Here is a 13,519-nt window from a genome sequence, read left to right as displayed (position 1 = left end):
CAGAGAGAGAAAACGCGCACAACGAAAAACGCCCGCAGATCGAAAATCTGCGGGCGCTTTCTTGTATCTGGCGGAGCGAGAGGGATTCGAACCCTCGATAGAGCTTTTGACCCTATACTCCCTTAGCAGGGGAGCCCCTTCAGCCACTCGGGCATCGCTCCGGGGTTTTCGCCGCGTCTGGTGCGTTGCACCTCAGCGGGGCGTGAATCATAACGTTAATCAGACGCGAAGGTAAAGCTTTATTCGGCAGAATTTTCGTTGCCGGTGCTGCCGGCTTCGTCACCGCGCTGGATGCGCTGGTAGATCTCTTCGCGATGCACGGCAACGTCCTTCGGCGCGGTGATGCCGATGCGCACCTGATTGCCCTTGACGCCCAGAACAGTGACGCTGACCGAGTCACCGATCATCAGGGTTTCGCCAACGCGGCGAGTGAGGATCAACATTTTTGAAAGTCTCCATGGAACCGTGTGGAAGGGTATCCCCCACCGGCTTGACGCTCCGTCAAGAAGCGCCCCCACGACAAAGGGAAAAGATTCCGCAATGGTACCGTCAGCCGTCCCGCTCCTACAAGGAGGGGGACGGCCGGGCATTCATCACAGGCGGGGGCTGACCCATTCGACGACCGCGGACAGCGCGGTAGCAAGGGCGGGCCCGTCCTCGCCACCACCCTGGGCGAGGTCCGGGCGTCCGCCGCCCTTGCCCCCGATCTGACCGGCGATATGGGACAACAGTTCCCCGGCCTTGACCTTGCCCATTGCACTGCCGTTCACACCGGCCACCAGGGCGGCCTTGCCGTCCTGGGCACCGGCCAGCACGATCACCGCGTCGCCCAGCTGCTGCTTCAGGCGATCGATGGCATCACGCAGGGCCTTGGCATCGAAGCCTTCCAGGCGCGCGGCCAGGACCTTCACCCCGGCCACTTCCACGGCCTGGCTGGACAGGTCGGCGGTGGCACCGGCGGCAACCTTGGCCTTCACGGCTTCCAGTTCGCGTTCCAGCTGCTTCTGGCGCTGGCCCAGCGCACGGATCTTCTCGACCACGTCGGTGGCGCTGCCGCCCAGCAGTTCGGCCGCTTCGGCCAGGCGGGCCTCTTCGGCATCCACGTAGTCCAGCGCGCCCTGCCCGGTCACCGCCTCGATGCGGCGCACGCCGGCCGAGACACCGCCTTCGGAGGTGATCTTGAACAGACCGATATCGCCGGTACGACCGACATGGGTACCGCCACACAGTTCAGTGGAGTAGTCACCCATCTTCAGCACGCGCACGTTTTCGCCGTACTTCTCGCCGAACAGCGCCATGGCACCGAAATCGAGCGCTTCCTGCATGCCCATGTTGTGCACTTCGGCGGCGTTGTTGGCACGCACCTGCTGGTTGACCTTGCGCTCGATGATCGCCAGTTCCTCGGCCGAGATCGGCTGGAAGTGCGAGAAGTCGAAGCGCAGGCGGTCCGGTGCCACCAGCGAGCCCTTCTGCTGCACGTGGGTGCCCAGCACTTCGCGCAGGGCGGCATGCAGCAGGTGGGTGGCCGAGTGGTTGAGGATGGTGGCGCCACGGCGCTCGCCATCGACCTGGCCCGCCAGCACGTCGCCCACCTTCAGGCCGCCTTCGGCCAGGGTGCCGACGTGGCCATGGAACTGGCCGGCGAATTTCTGCGTGTCGGTCACGTCCAGGCGGACACCGGCGCCGCTCAGCACACCGGTATCGCCAACCTGGCCGCCGGATTCGGCATAGAACGGGGTCTTGTCGGTAATCACGATGACCGCATCGCCGGCGTCAGCCGAGGACACGGGGCGACCGTCCTTCAGCACGGCCAGCACGGTCAGGCCATCGGCCTGCAGGCGGTCGTAGCCCAGGAAGGCGGTCGGGGTGAGGGTCGCCACCAGTTCGGCCGGCAGGGTCACGCCGCCACCGAACTTGCCTGCGGCACGCGCCGTTTCGCGCTGCTGTTCCATGGCCGCGTCGAAACCGGCGATGTCCACGGTCAGCTCGCGCTCGCGGGCGATGTCCTGGGTCAGGTCCAGCGGGAAGCCATAGGTGTCGTACAGGCGGAAGGCGTCGACGCCCGGAATGACGCCGTTGCCGGCCTTGGCCGCCACGTCTTCGAAGATCTTCATGCCGGCGTCGAGGGTTTCGGCGAAACGCTCCTCTTCGGCTTGCAGGGCGCGGGTGACGGTGTCCACGGCGGCGGGCAGTTCCGGGTAGGCCTCCCCCATCTGCTCGACCAGGGTCGGCACCAGCTTGCTGAAGAACGGCTGGCGCACGCCCAGCATCCAGCCGTGGCGCAGGGCGCGGCGGATGATGCGGCGCAGGACATAGCCACGGCCTTCATTGGACGGCAGCACGCCGTCGACGATCAGGAACGAACAGGCGCGGATGTGATCGGCGATCACGCGCAGCGACTTGTTTTCCAGATCGGCGGTGCCGGTCAGTTCGCTGGCCTTGCGGATCAGCGCCTGGAACAGGTCGATCTCGTAGTTGGTGTGCACGTGCTGCAGGATCGCCGCCAGGCGCTCCAGGCCCATGCCGGTATCCACGCACGGCGCCGGCAGCGGCACCAGGGTGCCGTCGGGCTGGCGGTCGAACTGCATGAAGACCAGGTTCCAGATCTCGATGAAGCGGTCGCCGTCTTCGTCCGGCGAGCCCGGGGGGCCACCGGCGATATGGTCGCCATGGTCATAGAAGATCTCGGTGCACGGGCCGCAGGGACCGGTATCGGCCATCTGCCAGAAGTTGTCCGAGGCGAACGGGGCGCCCTTGTTGTCGCCGATGCGCACGATGCGCTCTTCCGGAATGCCGACCATGTCGCGCCACAGCGCATAGGCTTCGTCGTCGGTCTGGTAGACGGTGACCAGCAGGCGCTCGGCCGGCAGCTTCCAGACCTGGGTCAGCAGTTCCCAGGCCCAGGCAATGGCGTCCTTCTTGAAGTAGTCACCGAAGGACCAGTTGCCCAGCATTTCAAAGAAGGTGTGGTGGCGCGCGGTGTAGCCCACCTGGTCCAGGTCGTTGTGCTTGCCGCCGGCGCGCAGGCAGCGCTGCACGTCGGCCGCGCGCACGTAGCTGCGCTTTTCCGCGCCAAGGAACACGTCCTTGAACTGCACCATGCCGGAGTTGGTGAACAGCAGGGTCGGATCGTTGCCCGGCACCAGCGGCGCGGACGGCACGATGGTGTGGCCTTTGCCCTTGAAGAATTCAAGGAAATCGCTGCGGATCTGGGAAGTCGTGAATTTGGCGGATGCGTTCATTGGGGGCTGGCAGTCTGCGGGCCGGCAATCCCGCACCACCGGCCGCACTGGCCGGGGTCGCGACGGACCGCCGAAAACCTAAAGGGTAGCAGGCCCGGCGCCGCCAGTCTCAGTCGTCCGGGTCAAACCGGGTGGCGCGGCGGATGGTGTCCCCGTCGAAGCCCCGGCGGGCCAGCAGATCGGCGGCCTTGCGGCGCTGGGCCAGGTCCTGCGGACCGTCCTCGCCGAAGCGGCGGCGGACCAGATCGCGGGCGTTTTCCTGCCAATCGCCCTCGTAGCTGTCCATCGCGGCGCTGATGGCCGCACTGTCCAGGCCATGGGTACCCAGCTCGGCACGCACGTGGATCGGGCCATAGCCGGTGTTGGCGCGCATGCGCACCAGATTCTCGGCAAAACGGGTGTCGTCCTGCCAGCCGGCCTCGGTCAGCTTGGCCACGGCGGCCTGCGCCGCCTCGTCTTCGATCCCGCGGGCGGTCAGCTTGCGGGTCAATTCCTTGCGGGAATGCTCACGCCGCACCAGCAGGCCCAAGGCGCGCTGCACCGGCGTCTGTTCACGGGGCCGGCGCTTGCGGCCGGTGGGGACGTCGTCAGCGTCGGACATCGGTTGCTCCAAGGGTGGCGCCGTCCGTGGCACCCAGCCCATCCGTGGGCGATTCGAACCTGCGGGACAGGGCAACGTCACTGACGGCGCCGCCCTGCCCCACAGCAAGACTTACTCGTCGTCGCCGTCGTCGTCGCCTTCTTCGCGCACGGCTTCGGCCGGCTGGAACTTCTCGCGCAGCTCGGCTTCCAGCTTGGCAGCCACGGACGGGTTGTCGCGCAGATAGCCGCGGGCGTTGTCCTTGCCCTGGCCGATACGCTCTTCGCCGTAGCTGTACCAGGCACCGGCCTTCTCGACCAGCTTGGCGTCCACGCCCATGTCGATCAGTTCGCCCTCGCGGCTGATGCCCTCGCCGTACAGGATTTCAGTGATGACCTGCTTGAACGGCGGCGCCAGCTTGTTCTTGACGACCTTGATCTTGGTCTGGTTGCCGATGATCTCGTCGCCCTTCTTGATCGCACCGATGCGGCGGATATCCAGACGGACCGAGGCGTAGAACTTCAGCGCATTGCCGCCGGTGGTGGTTTCCGGGCTCTGGCCCGGCATCATCACGCCGATCTTCATGCGCAGCTGGTTGATGAAGATGACCAGCGTGTTGGAACGCTTGATGTTGCCGGTCAGCTTGCGCAGAGCCTGGCTCATCAGGCGGGCCTGCAGGCCCGGCAGCTGATCGCCCATTTCGCCTTCGATTTCAGCCTTCGGGGTCAGCGCGGCAACCGAGTCGATCACCAGGATGTCCACCGAACCCGAACGCACCAGCATGTCGGCGATTTCCAGCGCCTGCTCACCGGTATCGGGCTGCGACAGCAGCAGGTCGTCCACGTTCACGCCCAGCTTGCCGGCGTAGATCGGGTCCAGGGCGTGCTCGGCGTCGATGAAGGCTGCGGTGCCGCCCATCTTCTGGCATTCGGCAATGGCCTGCAGCGTCAGGGTGGTCTTGCCCGACGATTCCGGACCATAGATTTCAACGACACGGCCCTTCGGCAGACCGCCGATGCCCAGTGCGATGTCGAGCATCAGCGAACCGGTCGGGATGGCTTCGACGGGTTCGACCACGCGGTCGCCCATGCGCATCACCGAGCCCTTGCCGAACTGCTTCTCGATCTGGCCCAGAGCAGCAGCCAAGGCGCGCTTCTTGTTCTCGTCCATCGTATTGGTCCTTGCAGAGGTCATGTCGTTGGGGGTGCTGTCTTTGGGGGTCTTCTTTGCCATGGGTTCACTTTAAGTCGGACGTATCGCACAGGCTGAGATTCTGCCCGGCGCTCTGAAAAGAATTATCGGACATCCGTACCAACCTCAGTGGAACCAGAGAATCGCCACAAAAGACCGCGGGGAAATGTGCAGTGGAACGGGTCAACGGTTCGGCCGCAGCAGGCCGCAATACAGGCCCTCGATGGCGAAGTCCTGGTCGGGCAGCACTTCGATCGGTTTGTAATCGGGGTTGCGCGGCAGCAGACGGATGCGGTCCTTGGCGATCTTCAGCAGCTTGACGGTGATCTCGTCATCGATGCGGGCCACCACGATCTGCCCGGAATGGGCATCGCGGGTGCGGTGCACACCGATCAGGTCACCGTCGAAGATGCCTTCGTCGATCATCGAGTCGCCCTGCACCTTCAGCAGGTAATCCGGCGCGGGCGAGAAGAACACCCGGTCCAGCACCACGAAATCGTCCGAGCCGATGTCCGCACCGATCGGCAGACCGGCCGCGACCCGGCCGAGTACCGGCAGCCGCAGGACACTGTCGGGCAGCCCCGGCTCAGCCAGCTTTTCCACCGGCGGCGCCTGCACCAGGCGGATGCCGCGGGCCTGGCCCGGGATGCGACGGATCGCCCCGGCCTGTTCCAGTGCCTCCAGGTGGTACTGCGCCGCACGTACGCCCTTGAAGCCGAAGGCACGTGCGATTTCAGTCTGCGACGGCGGTGCGCCCTCGCTCTCGATACGCTCGGCGATCAACTGCAGGATCGCCTGCTGGGTGTCGGTCAGGTCCATGATTAGTAGTATTACTACTAATACCGGCCGCCGCAAGTGCCGGGTGCGACACGGGGTGATGCGGACCCGGCCAAGGCAAGGGCGGCCGACTGACAGTCGGCTCTACCGGAATCACCGCGCAACTCTGCAGTGCTTCGTGGGAACTGCTGTGGCGCTGCTGGTAACGGCAAGGGCAGCCGACTGACAGTCGGCTCTACCGGATCGGCTCTACCGGGATTGCGCGCATCATGTGTGTTTGCCGCTGCGCCAGATCGAGAACAGGATCCACACCCCGCAGAACCCGGCGCCGACGAAGCCGCATACCCCCAGGGCCAGCAGCCAGCGGCTGGAGATGCCGCCTACGCTGTGCATCACGATGGACGAGCCGATGATCAGCGCGGCGGTGACGATGCCCATCACCAGCCGGTTGGCGGCCCGGTTCACCTGGTCGCCGAAACCCTGCAGGGCGCTGGTCTCCACCTTCAGCTGCAGGCGACCGCGGCGCGCGGCCTGGACCAGCTTGCGCAGGTCGCGGGGCAGCTCTCCGGCCAGCTCGATCATGCCCTGCAGGGAGCGCCGGCCGCGCTTGATCAGCGCCCGCGGGGCGTAACGCTGCAGCACTACCCGTTCCAGGAACGGCCGCGCGGCACTGGCCATGTCGAAATCCGGATCCAGCTGCCGGCCCATCCCCTCCAGGGTCAGGAACGCCTTGATCATCAGCGCCAGGTCGGCCGGCAGGGTCAGGCTGTAGCTGCGCAGCAGCTGGGTGATGTCGCCCAGCATCAGGCCAATGCGCAGGTCCTTCAGCGGTACACCGCGGTACTGGTCCACGAACTGGCTGATGTCGTGCTGCAGCCGGTTTTCATCCACCTCCACGCCCCCGGCCCAGTCCAGCAGCACATCGGCCACCCCCTGCGGGTCCTGTTCCACCAGCCCGTGCAGCAGCTGGGCGACCTGGAAGCGGCGCACTTCTGACAGCGCGCCGACCATGCCGAAATCGATCACCCCGATCCGGCCGTCGCGCAGGTAGATGATGTTGCCGGGGTGCGGGTCGGCATGGAAACTGCCGTCCTCGAGCACCATCTTCAACACGATGTCGGCGCCGCGCCGTGCCAATGCGCGCCGGTCAAGTCCAGCGGCGTCCACCGCAGCCAGATCGCGGCCGGGAATGCCGTCCACGAAGTCCTGTACGTTCAGGCTTTCGCAGGTCCACTGCCAATGCACGCTGGGAATCAGGATGTCGTCGCGCCCCTGGAAGTTGCGCGCGATGCGCTCGGCATTGCGGCATTCGGCAGCGAAATCCAGTTCCCGCCGCAATGACACGGTGAACTGCTGCACCACCTCGGCGGGGCGGTAGCGGCGCAGGTCGGGCAGGCGCGCTTCCACGATTTCCGCCAGGCGTGCCAGCAGCCGCAGGTCGGCTTCCACCACGTCGCGGATGCCGGGCCGGCGCACCTTCAGCACTACCTGGCGGCCGTCGTGCAGTCGCGCCCTGTGTGCCTGCGCCAACGAGGCGGCCGCCATCGGCGTTTCATCCAGGAAGGCGAACACCTGCGCCGGCGGCGCCCCCAGGTCGGCCTCCAGCTGTTCGCGGATGGCCGCGTACGGCAGGGCTGGAACCGCGTTCTGCAGTTCGGACAACTCGGCGATCCAGTCCGGCGGCAACAGATCCACGCGGGTGGCCAGCACCTGCCCCAGTTTCACGAACGTCGGCCCCAGATCCTGCAGGGCACTGCGCACCCGCACCGGCGCGGTCATGCGCAGCATCTGCTGGCCTTCCTCGTTCCAGTGCAGCAGGCGCCCGGCGCGCTCCAGCACGCTGGCCAGGCCGATGCGCCGCACCACGTCACCGAATCCATAGCGGATCAGGACGGCGGCGATCTCCTGCAGCCGGCCCAGGTCACGGACTGTGCCCAGTGTTTCCCACATCGCTGACGCCTCCGGTCAAATACCGGGCCAGCATGTCACAGCTGGGCGTCGATTCCGTGCAAGGCCGCCGCCACGGTCTGCCGGCGGATGGCATCGCGGTCACCCTCGAACTGGAACAGTTCCGCGCGCGCATAGCCGCCCCGCCGCTTCCAACCGATCCAGACACTACCCACCGGCTTGTCCGGGCTGCCACCGCCCGGGCCGGCGATGCCGGTGACCGCCACCGCGATGCCTGCACCGGAATTGACCAACGCGCCGGACACCATTTCCAGCACCGCTTCGCGGCTGACCGCGCCGAACTGCTCCAGGGTCTGTGCGCGCACGCCCAGCAACCGCTGTTTGGCCTCGTAGCTGTAGACCACCATGCCGCAGTCGAAGAACGCTGACGACCCGGCGATATCGGTCATGCACTTGGCGATCCAGCCACCGCTGCAGCTTTCAGCGGTGACCAGCTGCAGTGCGTCGTGCTGCAGGCGCTGCCCAAGCGCGGCGGCCTGGGCGTGGAGATCGGCATCGGTAGGAATGGACATCGGCAGGTTTCGCGGAAACGACGGCACGTTGTACCGCAGATCCGCGCCGCTGTCCTGCCGCATCAATGGTCGTGGTGCAGGTAGCGGGCCTGCGCCGGCAGACGCAGGCTGACCAGGAAGGCCACGACCATCATCACGGTGACGTACCAGAAGAACAGCTGCTCATGGCCCAGCTGCTTCAGCCCCAGCGCCGCATACTCGGCGCTGCCGCCGAACACCGCGTTGCCGATGGCATAGGCCAGGCCCACCCCGAGCGCGCGCACCTGCGGCGGAAACATCTCGGCTTTCACGATGCCGGAAATGGAGGTGTAGAAGCTGACGATGGCCAGCGCCAGCACGATCAGGCCAAACGCCGCCCACGGGCTGGTGACGTGCTGCAGGGTGATCAGGATCGGCACGGTGGTGAGCGCACCGAGCGCACCGAACAGCATCATGCTGGTGCGGCGGCCGATGCGGTCGGACAGCATGCCGAACAGCGGCTGCATGCACATGTACAGGAACAACGCCCCGGTCATCACGTAACTGGCGGTCTTGATCGGCAGATGCACCGTGTTCACCAGGAACTTCTGCATGTACGTGGTGAAGGTATAGAAGATCAGCGAACCGCCTGCGGTATAGCCGAGCACGGTGAAGAAGGCCGCCTTGTGGTCGCGGAACAGCGCGCCCAGCGTGCCCGCGTCCTTGTCATCGCGGCTCGATTCGCTCTGGGTTTCGTGCAGCGTCCGCCGCAGCAGCAGTGCCACCACGGCCGCGACGGCGCCCAGCACGAACGGAATGCGCCAGCCCCAGGCACGGATCTCGGCCTCGCTCAGCACCGATTCCATGATGACGATCACCAGCACGGCCAGCAGCTGGCCGCCGATCAGGGTGACGTACTGGAACGAAGAGAAGAATCCGCGCTGGCCACGCAGCGCGACTTCGCTCATGTAGGTGGCGGTGGTGCCGTACTCGCCGCCCACCGACAGGCCCTGGATCAACCGCGCCACCAGCAGCAGCACCGGCGCCATCGCGCCGATGGTCGCGTAGGTCGGCAGGCACGCCACCATCAACGAACCGCCGCACATCATGCTGACCGAGATCAGCAATGACTTCTTGCGCCCCAGCCGGTCGGCAATGCGACCGAACAGCCAACCGCCGATCGGCCGCATCAGGAAGCCGGCCGCGAACACGCCAGCCGTGTTGAGCAACTGCACGGTGGGATTGGAGGCGGGGAAGAACGCTCCCGCGAAGTAGATCGCGCAGAACGCGTAGACGTAGAAGTCGAACCACTCCACCAGGTTGCCGGACGAGGCCGACATGATGGCGAAGACGCGATGACGCTTCTCCGCAGCGCTGTACTGGGGCAGATCGGCGGCCGGGGCCTGCGACATGGGGAACTCCGAAGGGGGCCGTGGGGGCCGACCTTCGGATCATCCTCCCGCCATGTGCAAGACGGTGTGCAGCATCAGGCGGCTGGCGTGCGGTAATCGGCCGGTTGTGCGGCGGGGTCGGATCCCGAAAAGCGTCGGGGTCGGATCCCGTTGCAAGGCAACGGGCTCTGACCCCAGCCCGGCCATCACCACTCCGGCAGTTTTTCCGGCAGCAATGCGCGGATCGGTGCGCCATCGGCGCTGGCCGCCAGCTTCTCGGCCTCGGCGATCGGCAGATCGACCTGCAGCAACCAGCCATCTTCATCGGCCTGCTCGCTGCGGATGACTTCCAACTGGTGCAGGCGCGCACGCAGACGCCCGGCACTGGGCGGCAGACGCAGCTCGCCGGTCACGTGCTGCAGGCCCAGACGCCGGCCCAGCACGGTCTGCAGCAGCTCCAGGCCCTGCCCGTCACGCGCCGAGATCCAGACCCGCTCGCGGCGGGCCTCGTCGGGCACACCGTCCTGGCCGTCGTGGCGCACCTGCGCGCCGTCAATGCGGTCGATCTTGTTGAACACCAGCAACTGCGGCAGGTCGCCGGCACCCACCGCCGCCAGCACCTCGTCCACCTGGGCGATGCGCTCTTCGCGGTGCGGATCGGCCGCGTCGACGATATGCAGCAGGAAATCCGCCTCGCGCGCCTCGGACAGGGTAGAGCGGAACGCCGCCACCAGGTCATGCGGCAGGTCGCGCACGAAACCCACGGTATCGGCCAGCACCACGTTGCCGCCGGGCACCGCAATGCGGCGCACGGTCGGATCAAGCGTGGCAAACAGCTGGTCGGCGGCGTAGGCCTCGGCACCGGTCAGTGCGTTGAACAGCGTGGACTTGCCGGCGTTGGTGTAGCCCACCAGCGCTACGCGCGGCAGCTCGCTGCGCACGCGCGCACGGCGCATCTGGGTGCGCTGCACTTCGACCTTTTCCAGCCGCTTCTGCAGCTGTTCCACCCGCTTCTGCAGCAGGCGGCGATCGGTTTCCAGCTGGGTCTCACCGGGACCGCGCAGGCCGATCGAGCCACCACGCTGGCGTTCCAGGTGGGTCCAGCCGCGCACCAGGCGCGTTGCGATATGGCGCAACTGCGCCAGCTCGACCTGCAGCTTGCCTTCGTGGCTGTGCGCACGCTGGGCGAAGATGTCCAGGATCAGGCCAGTGCGGTCGATCACCCGGCGTTCCAGGAACCGTTCCAGGTTGCGTTCCTGGCCCGGACTGAGTGCGTGGTTGACCAGGATCAGGTCAGCACCGGTCGCCTCGACCGCCGCCTTGATCTCGTCCAGCTTGCCGCTGCCGATCAGGGTGGAGGGGTTGGGACGGTCCAGGCGCGCGGTGATCGTCGCGGCGATGCTGGCCCCGGCCGAGCGGGCCAGATCGCCGAATTCTTCCAGCACATCCTCTTCCAGCTTGCCGAAGTGGGGCTGGATCAGCAGGGCGTGTTCGCCCCGTTTCGAGCGGTCAAACATTCACCGCTCCGTTGTTACGCGTCTGCTTCATCACCTGCCTGACCATCTTCACCCGACTGCACGTAGCCACCGCCCGGGCCGACCTTGACGTTGCGTGCCGGCACCACCGTGGAGATGGCGTGCTTGTAGACCATCTGGCTGACGGTGTTGCGCAGCAGGACCACGAACTGATCGAACGATTCGATCGTGCCCTGCAGCTTGATACCGTTCACCAGGTACACCGAAACCGGCACACGTTCGCGCCGCAGTGCGTTCAGGAAAGGATCCTGCAGCGATTGCCCCTTGGACATTGCATACTCCTGATTATTGTTCTTATTGGGTGGCCGACGCGTGCTTCGCCCCCAGGCCGCACGCCGGACCATGATGGTACACGGCCAACGCCCGTTCAGCGTGCGACGAAGGTCGCGACTGCGTCGGCCAGCCGCTGTTGGTCCATATGGGGGTCGAACCAGCGGGCATCAAGCTCGCCGCGCAGCCAGGTCAGCTGCCGCTTGGCCAGTTGCCGGGTGGCGAAGATGCCCTTGTCGCGGAAGCCGGCAGCCGTGCCCTGCCCGTCCAGGAACTCCCAGGCCTGGCGGTATCCGACCGCACGCACGGCGGGCAGGTCCAGCGGCGCGCTCACGGCGGCCATCTGCGGCAGGGCGCGCAGGGCGCGCACTTCGTCCAGGAACCCCTGCGCCAGCATGGCGTCGAAACGGGCTTCGATGCGCTGGTGCAGCACGGCGCGCTCGCGCGGGGCCAGGATCAGCTTCAGGGTGCGCACCGGCAACGGCGCGACACCGCGTTGGCGCTGCAGTTCACTGATCGGGGTGCCGGTGAGCCGATACACCTCCAGCGCCCGCTGGATGCGCTGCGGGTCGGTGGCGTGGATACGCGCCGCCGCGGCCGGATCGACCGCGGCCAGGTCGTTGTGCAGGGCAGTCCAGCCGCGCTCGGCCGCCTCTGCCGCCAACGCTTCGCGCATGCCTGGATCAGCTTCCGGCATCGGCGAAAGGCCTTCCAGCAACGCCCGGAAGTACAGCCCGGTGCCCCCCGCCAGGATCGGCGTGCGGCCGCGGGCCACGATGTCGGCCACGACGCGTGCCGCATCGGCGGCGAACTCTGCCGCCGAATAGGTCTGCCACGGATCGCGCAGGTCCAGCAGATGGTGCGGCGCCTGCGCGCGTTCGGCGGCGTCAGGCTTGGCCGAGCCGATATCCAGCCCACGGTAGACCAGCGCCGAATCGACACTGACGATCTCGCCGTTCAACTGTTTGGCCAGGGCGATCGCGGTAGCGGTCTTGCCGCTGGCGGTCGGCCCCATCACGGCGATCGCCAGCGGTCGCCGGTCAGCGGCCATCAGTCTTCGTCCGGCCAGCGGATCGCCGGGGTGGCGTCCACGCGCTGGGTGGGCACGGCCTCGACCGCCTGCCAGATCTTCAACGCATCGACCGTGGCGGCCACGTCGTGCACGCGCACGATGCGCGCACCGCGCTGCACCGCGATCAGGTGCGCGGCCACCGACGCTGCGACGCGCTCGGATGGCACCTGCCGCCCGGTCAGCTCGCCCAGGCTGCGCTTGCGCGACAGGCCAGCCAGCATCGGCACGCCCAGTTCCAGGAAGCGCTCGGAACGGGCCAGCAGGGTCATGTTGTGCGCGGTGGTCTTGCCGAAACCAAAGCCGAGGTCGATGACCAGGTGTTTTTTCGCGATGCCGGCCATTTCCGCCGCGAACAGGCGCTGCACCAGGAAACCGTGTACGTCGGCCACCACGTCGTCGTAGTGCGGCTCGGCCTGCATGTTGCCGGGCTCGCCCTGCATGTGCATCAGCACCACCGGCACGCCGGCGGCGGCGGCGGCTTCCAGCGCGCCCTCCTGGCGCAGGCCGTAGATGTCGTTGATCATGCCCGCGCCAGCGGCCACGGCCGCGCGCATCACCTCCGGCTTGAAGGTGTCGATGCTGATCGGCACCTGGGTGCGGGCAGCCAGCTGCTCGATCACCGGCAATACGCGCTGCAGTTCTTCTTCGATCGAGACCGGGGCGGCGCCGGGGCGGGTCGATTCGCCACCGATGTCGAGCAGGTCGGCCCCCTCCTCCACCAGTTTCAAGCCATGGGCGACGGCGGCGTCGGTGCTGTCATGCGCGCCACCGTCGGAGAACGAGTCGGGGGTGACGTTGACGATGCCCATGACCCGGGCACGGTCCAGGCGCAGGATGCGGCCGGCGCAATCGAGCTGGGGAGAGATGTCGAACATGGGCGATCCTGCAGGCAACGGCGTTTAGTTTAGTGCGGCAGGGCTGCGCCCTGCACCCCTGTAGAGTCGAGCCGTGCTCGACTGAAGCAACGTCAAAAACTGCATTACGTGGGATGGCGGGGCGGTGTGGGTGGGCAGGACACGCCGC

Annotated in this window: 12 protein-coding genes and 1 tRNA gene; all 13 read right to left on the bottom strand. The window is 66.8% G+C overall.

The annotated features are described in order from the left end of the window. Positions 1-68 precede the first annotated feature (68 nt). Positions 69-161: transfer RNA gene (locus tag AC06FA_RS09715), tRNA-Ser, on the bottom strand. Positions 162-239: 78 nt separating this feature from the next. Further along, positions 240-443, bottom strand: coding sequence for a carbon storage regulator CsrA (csrA, locus tag AC06FA_RS09710; protein ID WP_108749250.1), 204 nt, complete (start codon positions 441-443; stop codon positions 240-242). Between the two features lie 150 nt (positions 444-593). Next, positions 594-3,242 (bottom strand): alanine--tRNA ligase, encoded by a 2,649-nt coding sequence (gene alaS / locus AC06FA_RS09705; RefSeq protein WP_478068111.1) that lies wholly within the window; start codon positions 3,240-3,242, stop codon positions 594-596. A gap of 109 nt (positions 3,243-3,351) precedes the next feature. Then, positions 3,352-3,843, bottom strand: a complete 492-nt coding sequence (gene recX, locus AC06FA_RS09700; protein ID WP_108749248.1) for a recombination regulator RecX — start codon at positions 3,841-3,843, stop codon at positions 3,352-3,354. Between the two features lie 111 nt (positions 3,844-3,954). Then, on the bottom strand, positions 3,955-4,992 hold the full coding sequence (gene recA, locus AC06FA_RS09695; RefSeq protein ID WP_478068110.1) for a recombinase RecA: 1,038 nt from the start codon (positions 4,990-4,992) through the stop codon (positions 3,955-3,957). A 204-nt stretch (positions 4,993-5,196) separates the two neighbouring features. Then, the gene (gene lexA / locus AC06FA_RS09690; RefSeq protein ID WP_005412936.1) at positions 5,197-5,832 is read right to left on the bottom strand and encodes a transcriptional repressor LexA; all 636 of its coding nucleotides are present in this window, start codon (positions 5,830-5,832) and stop codon (positions 5,197-5,199) included. A gap of 225 nt (positions 5,833-6,057) precedes the next feature. Next, a complete protein-coding gene (gene ubiB, locus AC06FA_RS09685; RefSeq protein ID WP_478068109.1) occupies positions 6,058-7,740 on the bottom strand; it encodes a 2-polyprenylphenol 6-hydroxylase in 1,683 nt (560 codons plus the stop codon). Between the two features lie 35 nt (positions 7,741-7,775). Then, positions 7,776-8,270, bottom strand: a complete 495-nt coding sequence (locus AC06FA_RS09680) for a CinA family protein (protein WP_478068108.1) — start codon at positions 8,268-8,270, stop codon at positions 7,776-7,778. A gap of 62 nt (positions 8,271-8,332) precedes the next feature. Continuing rightward, positions 8,333-9,640, bottom strand: coding sequence for an MFS family transporter (locus AC06FA_RS09675; RefSeq protein WP_478068107.1), 1,308 nt, complete (start codon positions 9,638-9,640; stop codon positions 8,333-8,335). A 185-nt stretch (positions 9,641-9,825) separates the two neighbouring features. Next, positions 9,826-11,136 carry a ribosome rescue GTPase HflX gene (gene hflX / locus AC06FA_RS09670; protein ID WP_108752750.1) on the bottom strand — a complete coding sequence of 437 codons (1,311 nt, stop codon included), beginning with the start codon at positions 11,134-11,136 and terminating at the stop codon, positions 9,826-9,828. A 14-nt stretch (positions 11,137-11,150) separates the two neighbouring features. Next, positions 11,151-11,426 (bottom strand): RNA chaperone Hfq, encoded by a 276-nt coding sequence (hfq, locus tag AC06FA_RS09665; RefSeq protein ID WP_478068106.1) that lies wholly within the window; start codon positions 11,424-11,426, stop codon positions 11,151-11,153. Positions 11,427-11,521: 95 nt separating this feature from the next. Continuing rightward, positions 11,522-12,475: a tRNA (adenosine(37)-N6)-dimethylallyltransferase MiaA gene (gene miaA, locus AC06FA_RS09660; protein ID WP_478068105.1), complete on the bottom strand. Its 954-nt coding sequence runs from the start codon at positions 12,473-12,475 to the stop codon at positions 11,522-11,524. Beyond that, entirely contained in the window at positions 12,475-13,371 is an 897-nt protein-coding gene (gene folP / locus AC06FA_RS09655; protein WP_478068104.1) for a dihydropteroate synthase, read from the bottom strand. The genes miaA and folP overlap by 1 nt, the downstream gene beginning before the upstream one ends. Positions 13,372-13,519 lie beyond the last annotated feature (148 nt).

It is taken from the genome of Stenotrophomonas sp. Steno-C17 (assembly GCF_056393165.1).
The sequence above is the reverse complement of the archived record's forward strand: the minus strand, read 5'-3'. Positions and strand labels throughout refer to the sequence as shown.

What these genes read in the sequence shown, in the direction of transcription:
- recX (WP_108749248.1), bottom strand. Translation starts at nt 3,843, where the DNA reads ATGTCCGACGCTGACGACGTCCCCACCGGCCGCAAGCGCCGGCCCCGT.
- hflX (WP_108752750.1), bottom strand. Translation starts at nt 11,136, where the DNA reads ATGTTTGACCGCTCGAAACGGGGCGAACACGCCCTGCTGATCCAGCCC.
- alaS (WP_478068111.1), bottom strand. Translation starts at nt 3,242, where the DNA reads ATGAACGCATCCGCCAAATTCACGACTTCCCAGATCCGCAGCGATTTC.
- csrA (WP_108749250.1), bottom strand. Translation starts at nt 443, where the DNA reads ATGTTGATCCTCACTCGCCGCGTTGGCGAAACCCTGATGATCGGTGAC.
- lexA (WP_005412936.1), bottom strand. Translation starts at nt 5,832, where the DNA reads ATGGACCTGACCGACACCCAGCAGGCGATCCTGCAGTTGATCGCCGAG.
- AC06FA_RS09675 (WP_478068107.1), bottom strand. Translation starts at nt 9,640, where the DNA reads ATGTCGCAGGCCCCGGCCGCCGATCTGCCCCAGTACAGCGCTGCGGAG.
- AC06FA_RS09680 (WP_478068108.1), bottom strand. Translation starts at nt 8,270, where the DNA reads ATGTCCATTCCTACCGATGCCGATCTCCACGCCCAGGCCGCCGCGCTT.
- ubiB (WP_478068109.1), bottom strand. Translation starts at nt 7,740, where the DNA reads ATGTGGGAAACACTGGGCACAGTCCGTGACCTGGGCCGGCTGCAGGAG.
- hfq (WP_478068106.1), bottom strand. Translation starts at nt 11,426, where the DNA reads ATGTCCAAGGGGCAATCGCTGCAGGATCCTTTCCTGAACGCACTGCGG.
- miaA (WP_478068105.1), bottom strand. Translation starts at nt 12,475, where the DNA reads ATGGCCGCTGACCGGCGACCGCTGGCGATCGCCGTGATGGGGCCGACC.
- folP (WP_478068104.1), bottom strand. Translation starts at nt 13,371, where the DNA reads ATGTTCGACATCTCTCCCCAGCTCGATTGCGCCGGCCGCATCCTGCGC.
- recA (WP_478068110.1), bottom strand. Translation starts at nt 4,992, where the DNA reads ATGGACGAGAACAAGAAGCGCGCCTTGGCTGCTGCTCTGGGCCAGATC.